Consider the following 23,822-nt stretch of genomic DNA (forward strand, 5'->3'; position numbering starts at 1 on the left):
GTGCAGATCCTTTTCATCCACCAGAACCTTCCGGGCCAGTTTTGCCATCTGTTAGCCCACTTATCCGCAGATCCTAATGTCACCGTATATGGATTGGGCGAGGCGAGACGGATTCGCGAAAACTACAAGCGTCTGCCTCCAACAGCAAAGGTGTTTGGGTATTCATTCGCGCCCGATGACGCTAGCAATCGCGTGGCCGGGGAGGGAGGGCTGAATACTATGCTTCGTCGTGCTCGGGCGGTCGCCAAGAGTCTGCGAGAGTTGCGTCATCAAGGGTTGAATCCGGATGTCGTATACGGGCACCCCGGTTGGGGGGAGATGTTGTATGTACGTGACGTATTTCCGAATGCGCGCATAGTGAATTACTGCGAGTTTTACTTCAATCGGTATGGACAGGATTATGGGTTCGATCCTGAATTCACCAGAGTTGTCGACGACAACTCTGGCGCGTTTTCGGAGAACATGATTCACTCCGCTAGCCTCCTGACAAGCGACTGCGGAATTAGTCCCACGCACTGGCAGGCGTCTCGGTATCCCCTTGAGATTCGGCAGAAGATCACCGTGGTGCACGACGGTATCGACACAACACTGGTACGCCCCGCCGCAAAGGATTGCGTCGCAATACAGTTAGGAGATAAAACGCTTTCCCTCGGAGACGAAGTCATCACTTATGTGGCGCGCAACCTTGAGCCGTACCGAGGGTTTCATATCTTTATGAGATCACTGCCCAGGGTTTTGCGAGAACGACCAACAGCGAGGGTGGTCATCGTTGGGAGTGACGGAGTGTCTTACGGCCGACCACTGCAAGGGATGACATACCGGCAGTATTTGTTACGAGAGGTAGGTGCGCAGCTCGACTTGAGCAGAGTTCATTTTCTCGGGCATCTTCCACATCACCAGTATCTTCAGGTGCTGCAGATGTCGACGGTACATGTGTATCTCACGTACCCCTTTGTTCTCTCTTGGTCGATGCTTGATGCAATGGCGTCCGGCTGCCTGATTATTGGCTCGAGAACTGTACCTGTGGAGGAGGTGTTGCGGCACGAAGAAAACGGACTTCTAGTCGATTTCTTTGACGTTGACGGACTTGCCGATCAGATAATTTTCGCCTGCAGTAGGCGACGAGAGTTGTCTGCGCTTCGCTCGACCGCTAGAGATACAGTGCTTAAATCATATGACCTTCGCGATGTTTGCCTGCCACGGCAGATAGAGATTTTGCGGGGAGACCAGGGGCGTGATAGGGGGATGACGATGTGGACACGTTGCATATCAGTTTGAGCGTGTTCCTGCAACGTTCGACCACCAGCGCGAGAACCACGCGAACTTCAGGTCACGACCTGGTTTTATTTACTGGTATCGACTATCTTGGGCCCTCAGGTCGATATCGGGATCGCGGTCGCACTATGCCGAAGTCTCCGGTTGACCATGAGTAGCTAGGGGCTGCTTCCGATTCGGATTTGAGGTTGACGGAAAGTTCAGCCGTATCTGTTTCGCCGAGTCGAGCATCGAGACGCTCTGATGGCCGCGAACGCTGAGGCTTTTTGATTAGTGCACTGAATAGCAGAAATGGCGGCGCATCCCACGTGTATATATGCGGGTAGACCGTCAAGAGACGGTGATCGACGAGAATTTTCACGTCGATCACGTGTACCGTTGATCAGATATTGATTAACCGGACCCCCACGTATTCGTTCCCTTGCTTGATGCGTTTCTGTTCAATGCCTAGGTTCACCATGCGAGCCCTGAATTTCTGAATGGTAAGCGGTTCGATGTCGAGCTTGCTCGTGAATCTCGAATACGCATCGTAGGCTGTTTGCGCCGCAATTCTGCCCTTTTCCGAAAGTTCGCATTCCGCGTCGATCCACATACGTACAGAGTCGGCACGCTCACGTGCATCTTCCGTTGCCGCATCGACCTGCGGACAGCTTGGCAGTCCACCGGCCTTGAGATAATCGTGAGCGCCAGCGATGAGCCAATTCAGAATTCCTGACGCTTCGGCCGCGAGCTTTTCGTCCAAATCATTGTCACGCGAGGTCCCGGAGAACTGCTGTGTGAACGGGATAACCAGGACGCGGCGCCATAGCGCGTCGCTCTCCCGACTCCAGTCCGGCATTTCGTTCGTGCTCAACAATAATTTGCCGCGTGGCCGAAACGACTCCTGTTCTCCGTAGTTGTGGCGACCGCTCAATTGATCACCACCGGTTAGCTGCTTAAAGAACGGCTCATCAACGCCTCGGCGCTTCTCCGATTCGGTGCAGAACAGAACACGCGGACGTTGGAGTGCCATGAGGGCCGGGGTGGGGCCGTTACCACCGCCCTTATTTGCGCCCTTCAGGAACGCAGGTGAAACCTGTGTCGCATAGCGTTGGCCCATCACGTTTTCGATCGCTCGCGTCAACGTCCCTTTCCCGTTGCTGCCGCGCCCCAGCATAACGAACGCCTTCTGCTCTCGGGTAAGCCCCGTAATTGCATAACCGAGCGCGGTACGAAGAAACATCCGCAGCGACCGATCAGGCATGATGCTGGTTAGAAATTTTCGAAATTCGGGGCATCGCGCGTCCGGATCAAACTTCGCGTCGGTCGTGCACGTGATCATGTCTTGCGGTCGGCCCGCACGGAACTCCTTTGTACGAAGGTCCACGACCCCATTCGGAACCCCGAGCAGATGCGGATCCGTATCAAAGTCTGACGCCTTTGCGTCGAGTTCCGGAAACGCCTGCATACCGGTGAGGATCCGCTGCGCACTCTGATAGGAAGCCATACGTTTGAGGATCGATGCGGCTGTCGAGTTGCCGGCTTCTTCTGCGCAGACTACGAGTTCTTCAATTTCTCCCAAAACAGATCGGCACGCTGCACGTTTATCTTTGCTCCAGTGATGGTCGATGAAGACTCGGCACGATTCATCCTCAACGATCTTCAAATTTTCACCGAGTTTTACTGCGACGAATTTCGCAACGTCGGCATCGTTTGTCGGGAACCAGGATCGTCCCGGACCGTCCCCTGACGCGTTGTATTGATCCGCGTAGTAGCGGACGGTCTTGATTGTTAGACTGCCGTTCGGATCGAAGTCGGCCCAAGTTGATTTTTGTCTAGCCTCGTCGTATTTCTCGGGGGCCGATCTTGACCATTGATCCCAGATCTCGAATCCGGCTTCGGCGTCCCACGAGTGCACGGCCATGCCAATGCGGAGCCACACTGCTCGATCTTGGGCTGGAATCTTAGCCAAAAGTTCTCGTACTTCATCAGCACTAGGGTTCTGATCGGCTCTTCCGCCATTCTGCTTTTTAATGGAGCGCGCAGTCACCGGTGTGTCAGACGGCGGAATCTGGCCGCCCATCGCTTCGATGAGTTCAGCGGCGGTTCCTGCACTAGATCCTGTCCCGCATTTTCGGAGTTTGGTTCTCTGGCCGCGTTTCCAGTTAATGGTGCCCGCTAGTCGAAATGCGTGGGCAGCGTCCGTCGAATTGGGATCGGACTTGAGGGCATTCGCGAGCGCCAGCGAGAACGCCCGGAATTTGGATCGGTCGCATTTCACTCGGTAGTATGCGTGGAATCGACCCTCGGACGTCTCGACCAAAATGTTGGGTTGCACAGGGAGCGCAGACAACGATTCGTGCGTCTGACCTGAGTCGCAGTCGGCAACGAGATATCGAACGGCCTTAATGTTCTCGGCCTTACGACCTTGACCGTCCGTTCGTTGAGGAACGACTGTGATTGCGGCACCACGCTCGTTGAGCGCCGCTAGTTCGATCGCGGTTTCACGAGTTGCCTCAAGATACAGTGATTTGGACTTCACGTTCGAGCCGTCGCGTTCGGGGAATATCTGAATGGCGGCCCACCGGGTGCCGTCGGTCGATGGGCTGGCAACGGCCTTGAGGTGTTGGGTCATGGCCTTGATGTTGCAGTCGGCAACTTTTGTCGGTTTCATGTAGTTCGCTGATTCTAGAGTTGCGGAGCGAGCGATGTAGGTGATGTGGGACAAATCGTGATGTTGGTGCCCGCCCCCTTTTCTTTCCCCTGTCATCAAGGTCAAAAAAAGACGTAGCGTTCTCCGACATCCACAGATCTCCTACATCTCCTACACCCCGCTGCTTGTCGAAGGAAGGGGGCGAAGAAGAGCAAAACTGATTGGGTGCTAGGCCACACTCTGATCGCTGACGGTGATCGTCCGACCTACGGCGATCTTTTCCCGTGCCCAAGCAAGGACCTCAGATTCGATCCAGCGGACCATCCGGGAAGATAGGTGAACCGGTTTGGGAAACTGACCGTCTTTCATCTTCGCGTAGATAGATGATCGTGAAAGGCCGGCAATTCGTTCGACGTCAGATCGTCGGAGAAATACAATCGACGTCTGTTCTTCATTGACCAGTGTTTGGTGCATCGTGCGCTCCAGCAGGCAGTCGTTGCCTGAGTCCGGCATCGGGCAGAGAACCCGAAGCACACCCTATTTACTGAAGCCCGAAAACTTGGATTTCTGACCGTTGAGGCAACCCAAATTTTGCTCGTGAACTGATCCACGATTCCATGGGGCTTAGGCCGCGCAATATAGGGAAAGTGTGGGGAAATCTGGTTTCCTGTATTAAATCTAAGGCTTGCGATGTTGAAGGTATGGGGGGTGTGCCACCACTTCAACCAGCTGTTGGACGTTGCTCGATCACCCGGAAGAGCTCGAAATCTGGTCTCAATCGTGCGTTAGTATTTAATACAGAAAAACATCAAGTCATCGGACTTGGTATTTTCTTATGGTGGTCACGGGTTCTAGAATATGATTCTTGAGATCGGAAGAGATTCGTGTGAACTCAGAGAAGTAATTTAATACAGGAAAATAATGTTATGGAAAGCAAGGGGGATCAGTGGACGCCGCAAAAGCTTGAGCGGTTTCATAGGAGGCTCAAAGAGTTCCGTGAAGCGCACGAGACGGTGCTTCGTAATCGAGCGAAATGTCTTTGGACGATTCAGCCGGAGCGGGGGGCGGTACGTCACATTTTCTTGGTCGCTGACGATGACGCAAAACTCTTGAGTTTTCTGGATCGTAGGACGAGGGCGCTGGCGCATTTGGTGAGCGCAAATCGTGCGTTTGGCGGTCGGTTGGCGAAGAGTTTCTGGGTGCCTTCCACAGCGTCGGGGTGCGATCACGTTTACCTCAAAGCCTATTCGGCATCTTCGGTCAGACCAGTCGACGAAGCAGCGGCCAATCGCTTTATGGGGCGATGCGGAGTCAGGCCACCAAGAGGGGCTTGGGAGTACAAGGTTCGATCAAGCACGGGGAACCGGTATTTTGCGCACGTGCGTACAGAGCTTGGGAAGCAGGAGGTTCCACTGACTGAATGGTCCATATTCGGGGTAACCGACAAGTTCCGGCAGCGTTCGACTTCGAAATTGGTTCACGCCTCGGATTCGGTTGACGTGACGCTGTTGGGGCGTGCTAATGGTTGGCGGTGGATGTGTGGCAAAGGTCAGTCGAACTTATACGGCAGACAAGTCTGAGCCTGATGATCGATTTCAAACATCGAACGCTAAGATTCGGGGGGCATTGGGTTCTGACCGCCCCTCGAATAACTGAGCAATTTGACCTAGAGATTTCCAGCTTCAAGGTGAGCGCGTCGGAACTCGCCCGGAGTCAGCTGGCCTAGCGAACTATGCGGTCTGAAGTCGTTGTAATCCTGTTGCCAGTCTTCAATCTTTTCCCAGGCATTGTCCAACGACAGAAACCAATGCACGTTCAGGCACTCATCCCGGAAACTGCCATTGAATGACTCGATAAACAGATTGTCCGTGGGTTTGCCGGGCCGAGAGAAGTCCACGGTTACGTCATTTTCATATGCCCAGTCATCCAGTGCATGCGAAATGAATTCGCTCTTACGATTGAGCGCCGGTGGAGGGCGGAGCCCCCCGGTGCAGAGGTTCACACCGGGTGGCCGCTTTATGGGTGGGCTTACGCGACGGCCCTGTCGAAGTTCGTATTGTTCGCTGCGGCCGATATCAGAGGCTTGCCGTCGAACGATTCGATGACGTCGTTGATGTCATAGCGAAGCGACGGGCGCTGTTTCACTATGCCGACCACGAGTGGTTTGACGAGGAAGTTGGCGAATGCCTTTTGCGCATCGCTCGCATACATTCTCTCCAAAGCCTGGGGCGTGACGACGCTATTGAGGTTGATGCTCAGGTTGTCTATCTCGGTTTCCGTCAGCATGAACAGGATGGCTAGATATTCGACCTGACGCTGGACGATCTCCAGCATGCATTCGCCGTCTTCTTTCATCATGCTTTTCGCGACGGTGTTAGTCAGCGCTCCCGCGATAGCGCCACCGACAACCCCGCCGGCAATTTTCCCTGCCCAGATCCCGACCGGGCCGAAGGAAGCGCCGAGCGCACCTCCCGCGATGGCGCCGACCGCGCCGCCAGCGGTGCTGCTTGCGGCGACCGCGAGATTCTTGGTGAATTGCGCACCTGACATGCGCCCTCGCACCATTTTCAGCAAGTCCGGTCCCGATGTGACAGCCACGATGACAAGCGATGCGACCACGGTGCCTTGAAAGGCGCGATCGAGTTGCCCACGAGTGGTGACCCCCATGCTCTTCTGGAGGGCATTGGCCATCGGCGCTGATATTTTTCCGACGCTGACGTATTTCACTGCGGCCTGCACTGTCGCCAGTCTGTGTAGTTGCTGTGTGCCAACATAGACGATCAGTGTTCTGCCGAAGGTCTTGCCCCCTTGCATGCAGGCTGCCCGCAAGGCCGCCTTGGTGTCGTTGGTATTCAGGTAGGAAATCGTTGCAGTGATACCGAAGCTGATACCGCCTGCGCCAAGACTGACGATGGCACCTTCCTGCATATCGAAGCGGATCGACTCGAACGTGCCGAACTTCGTGATGTTCCTGGCCTGCTCGTAAGTCAGGTGGCCCTTGACGACGAGTTTCTCGGCCTGATCGGGATTCTTGACTCCGGGGACCTTTCCTTCGCCAATTTTGGACCGCATCGTCTCGACGGCCTTATCGTACTGATCGCGCGGAACCTCGATAGGCATCGGATTGTTGTTCGCATCGTAGTAACGGAAGTTGCCGTCGGTCTTGTTGTCGAAGGCGGCACCGATGCTGCGTGCGCCCGTACTGCAGTATTTCGTTTGAAGTTTCTGACCGTCGACTATGCGGTCTGCGCCGTTCTTGGCATTATCGTCACCGACAATCTTGGCCGATTTTCCGGTGAGTCTGTCGTGCATGTTGTTCGCCTTCTCTGCGGCGAAACCGTGCCCCTGACCACCGGCGGCCACCATCTTATGGTTCTGTGACCAGGCGCCGCCCACGGCGATCGCTACGAAGCCCGTCGTCGACGCCTCGCCTAGGAACTCAGCCAGCGGCTTTTCCCGGATCGTGTTGCAGACCTTCTCAGTGTCTTGGCAAACGGGCGAGCAGTACCACTCGTCGTTGCGTGCGCCGCCGTGCGCCTGAACCACGCCGCAAGAGCAGCAACGATTCAAATCTTCCTGTCTTGTGTGGGCGACGGTATAGGTCCCGTCGGAAAAATCGCACTGATCGGCAAAATCGAGATAGCGATCGAAGTAATCATGTGCTTCGGCCGCAGGCACAGGGAGGAAGTTGGCGATCTGACGGCGCGCGGCTTCAGGGTCATGCCGGAGCATTTGTTCTAGATGGGTCCGGTATTGCGAGATGCCGTTGACGAAGCTGGACTTGTTGAACAGCCAGATGGTCCCGCGAAGTTCGATCAGTTCGGCCAGGCCGGCATTATTTGCCGCGTTTGCGACCCCCAATACGATGGCCTTGACGTCGTCGACTGCGATCTGGGACGCGTGCTTGTGTAGCGAGTTGCTCGTGGCATCGAGATTCAATGCACCGTCGTTCGCCGAAATCGCCGCCTTGATGCCGCGTATAACGCTCGCGTAACCGGCTTCGATGACGATCGCATAGGCCAGCACGAGGCACGACACGCCGTAATAGCCAAGATCGGCCCACCAGAGTTGCGTCGAGCGCCAGAAGACTCTCGTGACCAGAGCGGGGAAGGCGGCTTGCATGACGACAGGAAACAGCCACATGAAAATGCCGCCAAACAGCAATTGGCAAGTGAGTTGTGTCTTTTCCTCAGGCAAACCGATCTCGAGCCCGTCGCGCTCAGCGGACAGACGGCGTTGATGCCACCAAAGCACAGGCAGCGGGAGTACGGCCGGGAGCAGATACTTGAGGCTGTCGATCCCCATTCCGGGGCGCCAGCCGTAGCCGCTGTACCCGATCCAGAGCGCCACGCCGATTGCCAACGCGATGACGCCCAGGGAGGCAGTACGTCGTGCGGTTTGTCCACGAGACAGTTTTTCCAGACCGAGGCCCAATGCGACCGGCACGCCGACCAGCACGGCGAGCACGACGCCCCCCATGGCAGCGACAAGTTTCAGCGCCAAGGGGATGATTTTCCCAAGGAGGGCTAGTGCCAATCCAAGCAGGATCAAGCCGACGATGATTTGTAACATGGAGTCAGTTCGGGGGTGTCGATCGGTGGGTCAGTTTTGCTGCAATTGGGCGACAAGCGCCCGCTGGCGGTCTAGCTCGGCTCTGCGGCGAGTCATATCGGCGGATAGCTGATCAACGGCTTCGTGCTGTCGTGCCAATGCGTCTTGTGTTTCCTGCAGACCGCTCATTTGCTGTTGCACGCGCTCCTGCAGTTCTGCACCCGATTTCTCAATATCGGCGCTCACGCGATTCGTGATGTCGTCGCGTAATCGGGATCGACGTTCCTGAAATGCCTGCTGGATGCCCTTGACCCGGGCGTAATAGGTGTTGCGGGCCTGATCGCTTTCGTCGCGGAACCGCTGCTGTGCCGCAACGTCCTGCTCGCGCAACTGACGATTCTTTTCGGCGGACTCTTCCCGTGGAAGACGTTGCCGGCTCAGATCCTGATATTGCCGCTGCACGCTTTGCATTCGCACCTGATGCGATTGATAGATGGCGAGGTTGCTAGCGTCGAGTTCTCTTTTTGCGCCGTCGAGTTGTGCGCGCATGTCCGACTGCAAATTCATGTCTGCAGCTTGTACTTCCCGGCCGATGGTAGCGTCGATCTGAAGCCGGTTCAAACGTAACTGCTGTTGCTCGCTTTGTACACTGCTTTCCGCCTGTTGCGCGCTGGTGTTATATGCAGCGCCCGCCTCCTGCAATTGCGTGCGAAGTTGCGAAACAGAAGCTTCGTCTTTCACCAGTTGTTGTTCGACGTCACGCAGCGCCGAATTGACCGTAGCGAGAAAGTTGTCGCGATTTTGACTCCCGACAACGAAGACATTTTTTCCATAGGCCGTTATCGGTGCGCCAACGGCGATGCCGGATGCCGAGTCAAAGTTGAATTGGCTCTGCCAATGGAAGTCGTTCTGAATCGCATTGGCCGTTCCCGTGATGTGCATTTCCGAGTCTTTGCGCACGACAGGCCGCAGCACCGATGTGCCGTTCAGCGTTCCGAGATTTTCGTACAGGTCCTGTGTTGGCGCGATATTTGCGGTGAATTGATAGTGCCATCGTGCGGGAGAGCGGTTCGTGATTTCCCAGGAATCGATTTGGAATCTATCTATACGCCATTGCGAGGAAATCTTCTGGGCAAACTCTTCTTTGACGTCGGGGCCGTAGTTGCCGCAAGCCGATAAGCCAAGACATAGCGTCGCCGTCAGAGCTGAACCGAAGTTCAGAATTCTTCTATTTTTATGGGACTGTCGCATGCGTGTGTTGAAGGTAATCAGAAGACACGTACTCAATAACGGCTGTTATTATAAAATCCTTAATTTCTGCCAAAAAAAGCCGAAAGAAAATTTTCGTATTTCCTGCACGGGCATGCTGATCTGCTCCCTGTGATTGGTACGCTGACGGTGTAGAGTCTGCAGGGCTCGTAGAAATTGACACGTTATCTCCATCCTAGGGCAGTGAGTATGGAGAGAAACAACAACTGATTGGCGACAATGCCACGCACCCTATCAAGCGTAAAGCTCATATGGTTTAAGACTTTGAGAGTTTGTGTTGAACTATAAAATGTGATAGGGGTTGCGATCCTCGCGCGAATTGCAAACGCCACGAAATAAAGTCACAAATGAGGTAGCCTATCGGTAATTAGGGGAGGTCCCGCTGCCATAAGCAGTAATTGAACTGTGCATTGGGTGCCCCAAAGGAACCGCGCCGCCAACAGCGAGCATTGGACCAGTTCAAGAAAAACCGGGGAATTCACAATGATTAACGGGGATATCGAACCGACGCCTGCGCCGGTTGAACCGCCACGCGAAGTAAAAATCCAAACAACTGTTTCGATTCGGGTCAATCTGGCCGATTATCAGAACGCAGTTCCCGCAGTTCACGAACTTTCCGTGGTCAATGAAACGGACGACACGTTTCGAAACCTTCGACTGACTGCGCTATCGGAGCCTCCGTTTCTCAAACCTAAGACTTGGCACCTCGATCATCTTGCCGCGGGACAGACCGTTCGCGTGTCGGACTTGGATATTGCGCTGGATGGACCATTGCTCGGACGTCTCACCGAAGCGGAAAAAGCAGTCCTGAAATTTGAACTCACGACAACGGGTGACGCGCTAACGACGGTGTCGAGCAGCGAACACGTTGTTGAACTTCTCCCGCGAAACCAATGGGGTGGTCTTTCATCGCTTCCTGATATGGTCGCGGCGTTCGTGCAGCCAAATGAGCCAGCCGTAGACCGCGTTCTCAAAGCGGCGGCTGAAATCCTGCGTAAAGCAGGAAAATCTGGTGCGATCAACGGTTACGAAGAAGGGCCAAAACGCGCGTGGGAAATCGCGGCGGCCATATGGAATGCCATCGGCGCGATGGGGTTGGACTATGCGTTGCCGCCGGCCAGCTTCGAGCGGGATGGACAAAAGGTTCGAGGGCCGAGTCAAGTTGCAGAGTCTGGTCTGGGCACTTGTCTGGATCTGACGCTTTTTGTCTGTGCCGCGCTTGAGCAAGCGGGACTGAATCCCCTTGTTGTGTTTCAAAAAGGACACGCGTTCCCGGGTGTCTGGTTGAATGCTGAAGAGTTTTCCTCGACCGTCGTCGACGATATCACCGCGCTTCGCAAGCGGGCGAAGCTCAAGGAGATGGTGCTTTTTGAGTCGACATTGCTCGTTCATCGCCCGCTTCCAGTCTTTAGTTTTACCGCCGCGAAGGGGGATGAACACATCTCGGAGGACGAGGAGGGGAAGTTTGAGCTTGCCGTCGATATTCGCCGCGCGCGAATGCAACGCATCAAGCCACTGGCAAGTGAAAAGGCTATTGTGCGTGGCGACAGTGCGCTCGAGGCGATGAGTCCTAGCGAACCCGAGTGGGAGGAGCCTCCCGAACTGGCCTGGGTGGGGGAAACAAAGATTGAGGTTTCTGACGAGCGTCCAGAAGACAGACTCTCGCGGTGGCAGCGCAAGTTGTTGGATCTCTCGCTGCGAAACAATCTACTGAGCTTCAAATCCGGAAAGAAATCTGTCAAATTCGACGCGCCCGAGCCCGGTGCCCTGGAAGATGTGTTGGCCGAAGGTCATGCGCTCAAGCTGTTGAGCCGCCCGGATCTGATGGATGGTGACGACCCCAGAAACCAGGCAATACACGAAGCCCGGGAGCGGGAACATGTTCGCCGCGAACATGCACTGGACGCTTTGACGCGCAAGGAAGTCTTCGTTGGCCTTACACCTGAGGAACTTGACGCACGGCTGGTTGATCTCTATCGAAACTCGCGGACAACCTTACAGGAGAGCGGCTCGAACACACTTTTCCTCGCACTTGGTTTTCTCTCCTGGGCGCGCGACGCGAAGGAAGCCAAGAAGTATCGCGCTCCATTAATCCTGCTACCTGTCTCGCTTGATCGCCGCAGTGCTCGCTCGGGGTTCAGCATCAAGCTTCACGACGATGAGGCACGTTTCAACCCTACGCTTATTCAAATGCTCCGCCAGGATTTCGAGCTGGAACTCGGCATTCGGGACACGGAGTTGCCTCAAGACGATGCGGGCTTGGACGTAGCCGGTATTTGGAAGACGGTTTCCCACGCCGTAAAAGACATTGCAGGATGGGAAGTCGTTGAAGATGTTGTGCTCGCATCGTTCTCGTTTGCCAAGTACCTCATGTGGCGCGATCTGACCGAGCGAACCGAGCAACTTAAGCAGAATCCGGTCGTTCGCCACCTTATCGATACACCGCGCGACTCGTACCAGAGCACGTTGGAATTTCCCGATGCTCGGCGTTTGGATGCGGAGCTCCCGGTTAAAGAGACCTTTTGCCCTCTTCCGGCTGATTCGTCGCAGCTGTCCGCCATCGTTGCCGGAAGCAAGGGCAAAGACTACGTACTGATCGGGCCGCCTGGCACGGGGAAAAGTCAGACTATCTCGAATCTCATTGCTCAGTTCTTGGCGGAACGCAAACGCGTCTTGTTCGTGTCCGAGAAGATGGCGGCGCTCGACGTTGTGTATCGCAGACTGGCAGAGGTAGGCCTCGGTAATTTCTGCCTTGAACTTCATTCAAACAAGGCGCGAAAAACCGAGGTTCTTGAACAGCTCCGAACATCTTGGGACGCGACCGCAGCGCTGGGCCCCGATGACTGGGAGGCGGAGGCTGCTCGCCTAGAAACGTTGCGCGCCCAGCTAAACGGCTATGTCGAACGTCTTCACGCGCGTCACACGAACGGTCTCAACGTGTACGACGCCATCGGTCGTGTAGTCGGAGGACACAGCTTACCGCCACTCCATCTCACCTGGCCAGCACATCAGTCGCACGGTATTGAGGCCCTGCGCGATCTACGGCAAACCGCGGAGTTGCTGGATGTAAATGCCAAAGCAGTCGGCGAAGCAAGCCTCACGCAAAGCCCGTTGTCCCACGTTGTACAGACCGAATGGTCTCCATTATGGGCAGAACGCCTTGTGAATGCCGCGGTCGAGATTCCTCATGCTGTAGCGGGATTTGAGGCTGCCGCATCGGCACTCCAGGCCGCTATCGGACTGGGCCCTGTGGCGATGGAAATCGGCGTGCGCGCGGGACTGGAGCAGTTGGCGGTAGTGTTGCCTAGGGCGTCGGGGTATGACTGGCGTTTTGTTCTGCGCCCTGATGCCAAGGCAATTGCCGACCACCTTCGGTCGGCAACGCCCTTGGTTGAGCGATACCGTACCCTGCTCCGGGAACTGTCATCGCCCGTGAGCAATCAGGCACTCGACGATTTGCGTCTTGGCGTGACCCAGCTTCAACGGGACATTGAAATCCGAGCCAATCTGTCCAAGCCATGGAATGCGGCACTTCGCGAACGGCTGAATGCAGCGATCGCACTCTTGCGCGCCCGGCAGGAAGAAGTCAAGCGGCTCTCACTGCCCTATAGAGAAGACATCCCGTCGAAAACGGTTGGCGAGTTGCAGACTGATCTGAAGGAGCTTTTGGAGTCACCATGGCCGCTAAGTATCCTGCGCAAACGCAATCTCGCTAAGAAACTGAAGGAGCTGGCCACGGGGGCAGGAGAGCCTGATCTCGGAGATGACATAGAACACTTAGCTTGCATCGACCGGCTCACTCTGCAGCTCAAGGATTTCGACGATCTGTCCCTCCCGACAGCGAATGCGTGGGCTGGATTGAAGACCGACATCGACGTCGCCAGATCGTTGCAATCATTTCAGGACGCATTGGAACTCGCCGGCGAGCGCAAGGCCTGGGAGGATGTTGGACTTGATCCGGTCAGTCGTGGCCAATGTGGTGAGTCTGCGCGAGATGATCTGAGTCGAATCAGAGAGCTACGCCAGATCGATCAGGTGGTAGCGCGAATGGAACGCCTTAGCGATGAAACCGCCGGCGTTTGGATCGGCTATCAATCTGATGTCGCAACCATAAAAGCATATCTGGCGTTCCAGGCGGCATTAGTCGCCGCACGAGGCGAAAACCATTGGGACGAGGACGGCTTCGCGGCCATTGAGGCAGGGCGTGCGGGTTCTGCTGCTGCGGACGACCTCAAGAAAATGCGTGAGCTGGTGTCCCTTGGCGCGCGCATTCAGGAGTTTGGTGATCTCTCGAGCAAGACGGACGGTCTCTGGAACGGCCTTCAAACGAAGCTTGAAGGTATTGAACCTGTCCTTTGGTTCCTCGACGCGCTGACCAATGCTTTGGCAAGTCTGGCTAAGACTCCAGAGGCGCTAGCTCAGGTCAAAACTCCGATCTCCTTCCTGTTAGGCGATAGCAACGTGCTCCTTGAGCCGACTGGCTCCATTGTAAGCGCGGGGCGTGTATATGCCGCAGCACTTCGGACGTTCGAACAGGCCGTGGAAAAATTTGCGAACGCGAGCGGTATTCCCGAGGCGGAATACTCATTGCTTTTGAACGCACTGCCCGGGGATATTGCAGACCGCGCGCGTCTGGTGGTGAAGGAGTCGAATCGTCTTCGGGATTGGTGTGCTTGGCGCAAAGTCCGTCAGCATGCCCTGTCCCTTGGCCTCGCGCCGTTAGTTTCCGGAATCGAAGACGGTACTGTCGCCTTGGGGTCGGTCAAGGAGGCCTTCGAGACTGACTACTGCCGATGGTGGCTGAATGCTGTGGTAGATGCGGATGAGGTGCTGAGAACGTTTGCATCGGCGGAGCATGAAAAGCGAATTCATGACTTCCGCGAATTGGATCGGAAGTTCACCTCGTTGACTCAGCAGTGGGTCCGAGCGCAGTTGTCTGCGGGACTCCCATCTCCCGCTAAGGTGACGCATGGCTCTGAATGGGGGCTTCTGCGTTATGAAATGCAGAAGAAGACTCGCCACCTGCCGTTGCGTGAGCTCATGTCAAAAGCATCAGATGCGATCCTGCGTCTCACGCCGTGCTTGCTCATGAGCCCGCTTTCCATCGCGCAGTATCTCCCGGCAGACACAGCGGACTTCGACGTCGTAGTGTTCGACGAAGCCTCTCAGATTCCCGTCTGGGATGCGATTGGGGCGATGGCACGAGCACGCCAGGTGATCATGGTCGGCGACCCGAAGCAGTTACCACCCACCAGCTTTTTCGAGCGAGCCGAATCCGACGTCGATGACACGGATGTCGAAGTAGAGCTGGAGAGCATTCTGGAGGAATGCATCGGGGCGAATCTGCCGACAATGAAACTATCTTGGCACTATCGCAGTCGCCATGAAAGCCTCATCGCCTTCTCCAACTATCGCTACTACGATGGCGATCTTGTGACGTTCCCCAGTCCCGTGACGAATGATCGCGCCGTCAGCTTCACGCATGTCACACAAGGTCAATACGAGCGCGGGGGATCTCGCACGAACAAGCCCGAGGCAAAGGCTTTAGTCGCTGACCTCGTTGCACGTCTCAAGTCTAAGGAGTTCCGCGACGGCGGCTTGACCGCCGGTGTGGTGACATTCAACTCAGAGCAGCAGCGCCTGATCGAGGATTTGTTGGACGAGGCGCGTCGACAGGACCCGTCCATCGAAAGTTTTTTTTCTGATACCGCGCTGGAACCTGTGTTCGTGAAGAACCTCGAGAGCGTTCAAGGTGACGAGCGGGATGTCATGTACTTCTCGATCACCTACGGTCCGGGTATTGATGGGGCGATGCCGATGAATTTCGGCCCGATGAACCAGCAAGGTGGAGAGCGTCGCCTTAACGTTGCCATTACACGCGCGCGGCAGGAGCTGCGCGTGTTCGGTAGCTTCAGACCGGAGAAGATGGATCTTGCGCGTACGCAGGCATTGGGCGTACGGGACTTGAAGCATTTCCTCGAGTTTGCGGAGCGAGGCGCGCGGGCGCTGGGCGAATTTGTCGCAGGCAGCATTGGCGACTTTGACAGTCCGTTTGAGAAGGCAGTGTGCACGGCACTTGCTGAGCGAGGATGGCAAGTCCATCCACAGGTCGGCGTCTCGGCTTTCCGTATCGACCTTGGCGTGGTCGACCCCGATTCTCCGGGCCGTTACTTGGCTGGCGTTGAGTGTGATGGTGCAACGTACCACCGGTCAGCAACTGCCCGCGATCGCGACAAATTACGTGAGCAGATCCTCAACGGATTGGGTTGGGACATCGTGCGAATCTGGTCAACGGACTGGTGGGTCGATAGACACGGAACCCTGGACAAGGTTGATGCACTACTGCACCAGTTGCTTGAGGCAAAACGTTCCGAGGAAAGTGCCGTATCGGAAAGTGTGGCTGCGATCGCTGAAGCGGCGATTGAAGCAGCCAAAGCTGGTGACGTCATGTCATCGGCTACACCTCAAGCGAGCGATACGCTGACGCAGGCCGAGGCGCCGGTAGATGAGCTAGTGGCGGAACCCGTCGTCATGTATGCCAACTCCAGCGCCGTGGCCCAGAGTACGTCAGGAGAGATATTCGTCGAAGTGGATTTGGCGATGACAGAGCACGCTCCCGATCCGGAGCTGTTCTTCGCCAGCAGTTACGACGAGCGGCTGCTTGGCATGATTACGTCGGTCGTTGACGGCGAGGGGCCTGTGCGCGCGGAGGTGTTGGGGCGTCGGATTGCCAGAGCTCATGGATGGGCGAAGACTGGAGGCCGAATTCTCGGTCGCGTAGTCGATCTGGCCTCGAAGCACTTCGAGACCGAATCGGAGAGTGGTGGGATGTTTGTCTGGCCGAAGGCGTTATCGGATAGGTCGACGCTGAAGTTCAGAGTTCCCGGTCCAGGTACTGCACGTCAAGTTGATGAGGTCTCGCTTGCCGAACTGAGAGTGCTTGCAGATCGCTTTCGCGCTGAAGGGCACGACGAGGATTCCGCGTTGAGCGCAATGAGTCGCGAACTTGGTCTCTTGCGTTTGCGGGCTGCAAGTCGTGAGCGACTCGTGGAAGCATGGCGGACAGTGTGAGGTTTCTTGCGGGACTTTTCGATCAGCTTGATCTCACGTGCCGCAAGCTTCGAGTTCGACCGCGGTTGTGACGCGCCACGGTAGGCGTCAGCTCTCCTCGAAACCACAGCTCAACTCGGTTTTTATGGCTGGATTCTTTTGTCGAGATGCCATCGGAATATCGTCGCGATCTTCCGGTGGGTTTCCTGCCTGAACAATGAACACAACATCAAGCGCAACAACGAAACCGCGCTAATCGGGGATTTGGAATGGACTCGTTGGGCATTATTCTGATCGCGATTGGCGTGCTCACCTTCTTCGTTGGAGTATCTGGGTTTGCCGACACACGAAAGGTCGATCGACGATATAAAACGGGATATAAGAACAACGCGCCGGACAGCAGAAATTTCCCCCGGGCTAGGCGGAGGGTGCTCTGGGGTGTCGGGATCGTCATTGTCGGCTTTGCCGTGAACAGCGTGAGCGGAACTCATAACGTTGCACCGCAAGCAGAGTCGACGCCAACGATTAATGTGCCTGTACAAGCCGGCAGCAGCCCGATCGCCTCACCCAATACTGAGGCGTCGACCCAGCCTGCCGACACAACGCCAATCCATTCAATAAACAGCGAACTGGCCTCTAGTGAGCGAATCGTCACTTCGTCGCTTTCCTCGCCCGCGGAACCACCGCAAGCGCGCTTAGAACGGCAGGGCGTAGTCACGCCGACGCGAACATTTACCACGAGCTTTGATTGCACGCGTGCCGTTTCCGATGATGAGATGGCGATCTGCTCGGACCCTGGACTGGCAGCCATGGACGTTGAGCTTGGGCGGCTTTATGGCGATGCACAAATGTCGGCGAGAGATCCCGCTTCACTCCGGCAATCTCAACTGGAATGGCTTGCGTCTCGCCGCGAATGTGGAAGTGAGCTTATCTGTTTGCGGCGCAAATACGGCGAACGAATTGGTCAGTTCAATGGGTCTATGGGGGTTGCACCGCTAGTATCCACTGCCCCGGCGAATGAGAAGCCGTAATCGGAGTAATGCCAAAGCAACATCCTTGTCAAACGACTGAGTTCGGAGCGTCGCGTTTGCGCGTATAAAAAGAGGATCAGTGTTGAACTATTACGAGATTCTGGGCGTTGCCCGCACGGCGACCCAGTCAGAGATCAAGGCGGCTTATCGGCGTGGCGCAATGCGTTGGCATCCCGACCGAAACCCTGGCAATGAAGAGTATGCTGCCCAGCAGTTCAAGGACCTGGCACATGCATACGCTATTCTTGGCGATTCGGACAAGCGCCGAGCCTATAACGAGACCTTCACGGCGCAAAGCGGCAAGCAGACGGAGCCTGGGCGGCAGGATGATGACATCGACATGGAAGAGGCGGCTCAAATCTTCCTCAAGGAGATGACTGAGCTCGCAACGACGTTGGCGGCGGGCGGTCACAATCCAGATGTGATTTTCGGTGCCCTGCTGTCACAGGGATGTCCGGAGTCAGTGGCCAGACGGATCGCCCATATGGCCGCCAGTAACCATCGCAGCAATTCGGATGCACGAACGAAAGCTTATTCGGCCTCGACTTCCAAGTCATCCCTATTGATCACCCCAGTGTTGATGCGGGGTCTTGCAACGGTGAAGCGGTTAGCGCTCCGACTGACAGTGGTCATCGTTTGCGTCATGGTCGGCAAGTTCATCATCGGTGTCATGAAGGACGAGTCGACTCGGTCCTATAACCCCGCATCGGTAAGTAGCCCGAGTCTCCAGCAACCTGAGCAGGCTGCACCGATGCTGTCGGCCATTCAGCAGCAGATTCCAGGTTACGACGAGACGACACAGAGCGGGACAATCTTCTACTCGGAAGGGCCAGTTAATGCAGATTGGTGGGGCACCGCCAAGAACTACTTGGGAACGCCGTTCACGATTCGGCTTATGCGCAAGGAGGAGGTTCCGCAGAGTCCGTCGACGACTCTCTACTTCTTCACCTCGACGCCGAACACTTCTGACAAATTCGAATGCCATGTTTGCCGGCCAATCGTCAGTTTGATGATGGTCTCCCGTGACGAGCAGGGCAGAGAGAAAGTGACCATTCCCCTGACGCCTGTAGACGCGATGGGAGGCTTTGGCAACTACACAATGGCCGATCAACCAACGAAATTTGTCGAGATCGGGGCGAACGGCAAGCTCGGCATCGCATTCTTTGATAGCTATATGGGAATGGGGGAGCGGACTAGCTGGTGGACCATCGTTGCCATTGAGTCGAATGCCTTCAGATTACTTGGCCATTTGCCGGATGCGTTTGAACATAGTGGCCGCTTTGACTGCTCCGTGCCCGGTAATTGCGCGAAGTGGGGCACCAATCTTACGTTTCAGAAGACTGCCAACGCAGAATACTATCCAGTACTCGTCACAAAAAACGGCTTCGAATACGACGACGACTATGAGATACAGCCAGTAGAGGCTCCATTCGTTCTGAGGTTCGATGGTGCGAAGTATGCCCGCATCGAACCGCCCGTCAGACGTACGCGACCAGACTCGGTGGGAATGGAGTTGGACTGTTCTGAGCCCAACCAGGTGCAAGGGTGCACGTCTGGCCGGGCCTACTTTGAGGGGAACGAGAAGTTCGCCAAGGCGATGCGATCGGTGATTGTCACCAATGACTTGGATCCGAGTCTTATGCCCGGCACTTGGGGCGGACTAGTCGGTGTGCGAATCTCGGGCAACGCTTATACGGCGTCGTACGTTTGCCCCATGGGCAGATGCGAGGATAGCCGCCTCGATTTCCTGTACTTGCCGTGGTATCACCGCGTCGTCGGTATCTACCGAGGCAAATCGGTGACGGGCGAGGACGTTCGATCGATCATCGGAAATCCCACTGATGAGGAGAGACGTATCCTGTTCGAACTCACCCCAAGGTCTCAAGCCTGATGAAGGCTAGGGCTTCATAAGATGCATGTGCAGTGTTGAACTATCAATGTGCGAGCCAGCTTGAGAGATCGGCAGGGGCATGCCCTTGGTGTGGTGGGTTGAACACAGGGGGATGAGCACTCAAACTTCACGCATAAGAAGAACGCACGAATTGTCGACGATCCTGATGAAATTGTCGAAGGTCCGCTCCTGGTCGAAGCAATTCCGTGCAACCGGTGGCTCTCGCCTTCGCAGGTACGCGATAGAAGCGGTTAATCGCGCCTGAGAGTGAAGTAAAGAAAAGTGCGATATAGGCGGCGATGAACACGCCGAAGTGAATATCGAAACACCGCTGCTCGTTGATCGCTGCTATCTGTATGCGAGCATTGCGGACTCATCGGACGAACACTGAAAGCAGAGTCATGATTGCGCCCAGTCCGACGTAGTAGACGATCAGCGTGCGCGAAAATATCGCGGATAACCAACTATTCCGTCTTCCGCTCCGGTACGGCTCCGTGTCCATCGAAAAGTCGATCGAGGCTTCATCGCGCGTTCGCACATCTTCGTACAACGCACGAAAACGCCGCTCCCTACTCAGGAAATACCCATCTAGCATCCAGAAGATGAAGAGGGGGAAGTAGGCAATGACGATGTAGCTCTTGTTTGTGTCCTTGGCCGCCAGGGCGAATAAGCCTGCTATCAGCGTGATGCTCCAGCCTTTGAGCAGAAACAGATTCCCAGACATCCGACTGATGGATGCCTGGATGAACTCCAGATGCTTGTGTTTGTTCAATGCGTCCATCACTTACGCGCAGTAATGGCGCTATCGACCCAACTCGCCAAGTTATCTTTAATGTGCGTATATGCCGAGCTGGCCGGTGGGTCATACACTGGCGGCGTAACAATCACACCATTCTTTTCCTTGAACGTGAACTGGGCGAAAGGGTTGGTCCCTTTGGCGCAGGTACCATTATTCGGACAGTTCAAGTTGTGGATGTGAATGCCCAGAAGGGCGCGCCCGTCCGTCCACGCCTTCTTGATTTCATGTTTTACCCAGGGGCGCTTGTGGGTATCAGTGCCAATCAGCACGACAACACAACGTTTGTAGCTCATGTGGTCGTTAATCCACTTCTCTATGGCAGCGTCACCGCTCTTCTTGACTGTCTCCCAGTCGTTCTTCGAGACCGGTTCATTGCCGTCGACCATGCCCATGTTACGGATCAGTTGAACGCGCATTACGTCGTTGTCGAAGTGAAAGCTATAAAACACGGGAACTTTGGCCATTGTTTCCTCCTAGGTGGCCTTTTTGTATTCTCGCTTTTCGCGAGGACGAATTCTCAGTTCGTGATAAAGCAGTGCGACGAAATCGAGCGGAGCGGCATCAACGCCTGGGGCGTACCCAATTCGCTGAGCCAGCTCACGCGTGGCGCCACCCGTCAGCGCAAGCGGAATACAAGCCGCGTTAGGCCATTTGGTGACGAACATCTCATACTCTTGGTTGACCCCGTCCATGCCGCCAATGAAAACCGCCGCTTCAAATTCGCATGATGTCAGCATGGCGGTGCGCATGGCGGCAAGGCTCTTCACCTTGTCTCCATCGACCGCGTCAACATAGGTGACGTTGGCGAAGTGCTTGTTCTCGTCTGGAAAATCATCCTCGTAAAGCCGCGACTGGAACAACTCAACAACTGCGGCATACTCGACCCCGACGGCTTGCGCTGCAGCCCACAGAAGTGGAGTGATGGCCGGGTGGCCACCCCAAACGAGCTTCTTGCGGCCAAGCGTTACTTGCGCCAACGCACTGACGGCCGCCTGAATCTCTTGCGGCCGTGCATCTGCGTCATAAGGGGGGCGTACTGGAACGCTGGCAGAGAGAAATATTGCGCCCATGGCTAGTGTGTAATTTCAGCGAGAAGCCAGGCGGCTTCGCGTCGTTTCAACCATTTGACATTGCCGACACGGGCGGCCAGCCAGTCGAGGTGGCGGTGCCAGTCGTTGCTGATGCCAAGGTGATCGTAGATCACCGCGGCTGATCGCGTATCGCTCAGATCTATGCATTCCTGAACATCCACCGACGTCGGAACGCCGACCACCGGGTAAGCCACAAGCGGCTGTCCAGATGGCATCCTCAACACCACAGAGCGCTTCAGACCAACCCCTTCGACACTACCGCCGAGATCCTCGATGGCGGTACGTAGGGTCCCAACCATGTTGGCGTGCCTCAACGCCACGCTCACGCTGCGCACGCGCTCAACTTCCAGTGCGATGTCGGTAACTGTCTCCGCTGTAAGTTTCTCGCCCCGAAAATGATCTGCCGAGAGCCGTTTCAGCGTGGCGAGGCGCGAGTGCCTCGATGGCTCATGGCCAGGCCAAACCAATTGAAGCATCGAGATGTCTTTGGCAATAGCTTTGCCCCATTCCTGTGTCGTCCATCGGCTATTGAAGTAGTCCGGTGTGTCGAGCATGATGAGCACGTCCGAGTCGCACAGCCGGTGCCACAGGACCGCCTGGAAATCCGCGGCGGCTGAGACCGAGTGGGTATCGAGGAAAACATCAAAGTGACGAGCCGATAATGCCTCGAAAAGCTGTAGCGCCACGTCGGCTGATTCCTCACGGCGATAGGACACGAAAACGCGCCGCTGCGCTGGCAGCAAGCCCAAACACTGAAGCGCCGCACCGACAACGCGCGTCAATGCTAGGTCTACCGGGTCGGCGATCAATGCATTGATACTCCGTAATTCCGGCGGTAACTCGACGCCAGCATGTGCTGCGGCGGAAATCACTGGCACCACGGGAACCCCCAGGCGTGCCATTGTTGGTGCCTCCGGGTAAACGCTTCCGAGCGCACCAAAGAATATGGCTACAGTTGCCGTTGCGTCGTTGAAGTGCGCCGGCAACCCCCGATCAACCGTGTATTCCCGTCCACGCTCCAAGCCGAACAACCCGAGACATTCATCCAGGGTCGATGAAAACGTCATGGCTTGCTCCGAGGTTGGCGAACCAAGGATAAGACATTGATAAAGCGCCACGATAAACTCTCAGACGAAAGGGATATTTCGGACGTACTGCCCCTGATAGCTGCCGGCAGGAAGCCAGAGCAAATCTCCGGTATTCGTCGCGTCAACTCGCCGGTATAACTCCACGTACTCATTCCCGTGAGTTGTCGCGCCATCACTAGTTGGCACGACCGCTATGCGATCCAGTGGCTTTTCACCATCGGCGTAGCCCAGCTCCCAAGGACACCAGCGAGATGCCATCGAGTTACCGGTGGCCAAAAACAGAAACCAGTCACAGGCCTTAATCCGATACTGCAACCGCGCCGCGGTTTCGCGGTTCGGCGCAGGGGGCATCGTTGCGTCCTGCCAGTCGATGTAGAGCATTACACCTTGCTCGGCAAGCAACGCCTGCAATCCCTCAGCCAGTACAGCATCCTTGTGGCTGTGGCACAGAAAGGCCGTTTTCTGCGTCCCCGCGCGGACTTGGGATTTCAGGAACGGGTGCCGTTGGTGTGCACGGCGTAATTCAGATTGAGCTATTGCCATTCTTGTTATTTTCCTTGCGGCACTTTAGATTGTTTTGGAATTTTTTGTCGCCGATTTTCTCTTGCCCTATCCAAGAGAGACATTGCGTCAAAGTCTTTTCTTATACCCCCATAAAGTCTCAGTGTGATTTTACAGCATCGCCCCTATGCGCGGAAGGCATAATTCTTTGCGATGCCATAGGGATGTTGTCAAAATGATCATTCATTTTTCTGGGGAAAAATCCTGATGTCAGTTCAGAGTCAATTGCCTCCAGCTACGAAGGGCGATCCGAAGCGGAAAAAACATCTGTTTAGTGTTAACGTAAAGCAGGGAAGTGGCTTTGTAGGTCAGATGTATGTCTTACGCGCCGTTTGGTGTCGATGTTTTCTTAAATCGCCGCTAGGGCGGGTTGCTGCTGACCTGCCCCCTACAAACAGGGCCAGCCGGAGTCTAGTAAAGTTCGTTTTCGGAGAGGAAGACGAACATGAAGAAGCGATTTACGGAACAGCAAATCATCGGGTTTCTGAAGGAAGCTGAAGCCGGGATGCCGGTCAAGGAACTGTGCAGGAAGCACGGGTTCAGTGACGCGTCGTTCTACACCTGGCGCGCAAAGTTCGGCGGCA

General features: G+C 55.7%; 14 protein-coding genes and 1 pseudogene. 5 read left to right on the top strand and 10 right to left on the bottom strand.

Going from position 1 to position 23,822, the window contains the following annotated elements:
- Window positions 1-1,278: a glycosyltransferase gene (locus C5N93_RS02590; protein WP_242558145.1), complete on the top strand. Its 1,278-nt coding sequence runs from the start codon at window positions 1-3 to the stop codon at window positions 1,276-1,278.
- A 379-nt stretch (window positions 1,279-1,657) separates the two neighbouring features.
- Here C5N93_RS02590 and C5N93_RS02595 read toward each other — a convergent pair whose 3' ends face one another.
- The 5 genes and pseudogenes from C5N93_RS02595 to C5N93_RS02615 form a co-directional block, all read right to left on the bottom strand.
- The gene (locus tag C5N93_RS02595) at window positions 1,658-3,928 is read right to left on the bottom strand and encodes a phage/plasmid primase, P4 family (protein WP_242558146.1); all 2,271 of its coding nucleotides are present in this window, start codon (window positions 3,926-3,928) and stop codon (window positions 1,658-1,660) included.
- Window positions 3,929-4,135: 207 nt separating this feature from the next.
- Window positions 4,136-4,420 (bottom strand): AlpA family transcriptional regulator, encoded by a 285-nt coding sequence (locus C5N93_RS02600; protein WP_347403289.1) that lies wholly within the window; start codon window positions 4,418-4,420, stop codon window positions 4,136-4,138.
- 1,153 nt (window positions 4,421-5,573) lie between these two features.
- Window positions 5,574-5,858 (bottom strand): annotated as a pseudogene (locus C5N93_RS02605) (integrase core domain-containing protein); the annotation flags it as partial.
- Window positions 5,859-5,935: 77 nt separating this feature from the next.
- A complete protein-coding gene (locus tag C5N93_RS02610; protein ID WP_242558147.1) occupies window positions 5,936-8,479 on the bottom strand; it encodes a hypothetical protein in 2,544 nt (847 codons plus the stop codon).
- A gap of 30 nt (window positions 8,480-8,509) precedes the next feature.
- Complete coding sequence (locus C5N93_RS02615) at window positions 8,510-9,709, bottom strand: hypothetical protein (RefSeq protein ID WP_242558148.1); 1,200 nt, start codon at window positions 9,707-9,709, stop codon at window positions 8,510-8,512.
- 501 nt (window positions 9,710-10,210) lie between these two features.
- On the opposite strand from C5N93_RS02615, the gene C5N93_RS02620 reads away from it, so the two are divergent.
- From C5N93_RS02620 to C5N93_RS02630, 3 genes are all read left to right on the top strand, one after another.
- Window positions 10,211-16,798 (top strand): DUF3320 domain-containing protein, encoded by a 6,588-nt coding sequence (locus C5N93_RS02620; protein WP_242558149.1) that lies wholly within the window; start codon window positions 10,211-10,213, stop codon window positions 16,796-16,798.
- 257 nt (window positions 16,799-17,055) lie between these two features.
- Window positions 17,056-17,808: a lysozyme inhibitor LprI family protein gene (locus C5N93_RS02625; RefSeq protein ID WP_242558150.1), complete on the top strand. Its 753-nt coding sequence runs from the start codon at window positions 17,056-17,058 to the stop codon at window positions 17,806-17,808.
- An 82-nt stretch (window positions 17,809-17,890) separates the two neighbouring features.
- Complete coding sequence (locus C5N93_RS02630; protein ID WP_242558151.1) at window positions 17,891-19,699, top strand: J domain-containing protein; 1,809 nt, start codon at window positions 17,891-17,893, stop codon at window positions 19,697-19,699.
- Window positions 19,700-20,072: 373 nt separating this feature from the next.
- On the opposite strand, the gene C5N93_RS02635 is transcribed toward C5N93_RS02630, so the two are convergent.
- From C5N93_RS02635 to C5N93_RS02655, 5 genes are read right to left on the bottom strand one after another with little or no spacing between them, the layout of a single operon-like run.
- Window positions 20,073-20,480, bottom strand: coding sequence for a hypothetical protein (locus C5N93_RS02635; protein ID WP_242558152.1), 408 nt, complete (start codon window positions 20,478-20,480; stop codon window positions 20,073-20,075).
- A complete protein-coding gene (locus tag C5N93_RS02640) occupies window positions 20,480-20,962 on the bottom strand; it encodes a TIR domain-containing protein (protein WP_242558153.1) in 483 nt (160 codons plus the stop codon). The genes C5N93_RS02635 and C5N93_RS02640 overlap by 1 nt, the downstream gene beginning before the upstream one ends.
- A 9-nt stretch (window positions 20,963-20,971) precedes the next feature.
- Window positions 20,972-21,568, bottom strand: coding sequence for a hypothetical protein (locus C5N93_RS02645; protein ID WP_277990178.1), 597 nt, complete (start codon window positions 21,566-21,568; stop codon window positions 20,972-20,974).
- Between the two features lie 2 nt (window positions 21,569-21,570).
- Window positions 21,571-22,707, bottom strand: a complete 1,137-nt coding sequence (locus C5N93_RS02650) for a toll/interleukin-1 receptor domain-containing protein (protein WP_242558155.1) — start codon at window positions 22,705-22,707, stop codon at window positions 21,571-21,573.
- A 9-nt stretch (window positions 22,708-22,716) separates the two neighbouring features.
- Complete coding sequence (locus C5N93_RS02655; RefSeq protein WP_242558156.1) at window positions 22,717-23,220, bottom strand: toll/interleukin-1 receptor domain-containing protein; 504 nt, start codon at window positions 23,218-23,220, stop codon at window positions 22,717-22,719.
- 463 nt (window positions 23,221-23,683) lie between these two features.
- Between C5N93_RS02655 and C5N93_RS02660 the strand changes: the two genes are divergently transcribed.
- On the top strand, window positions 23,684-23,822 hold a 139-nt coding region (locus C5N93_RS02660), incomplete at its 3' end, for a transposase (RefSeq protein ID WP_143179020.1).

Source organism: Pandoraea sp. LA3, from assembly GCF_022696215.1.
Classification (GTDB): domain Bacteria; phylum Pseudomonadota; class Gammaproteobacteria; order Burkholderiales; family Burkholderiaceae; genus Pandoraea; species Pandoraea capi.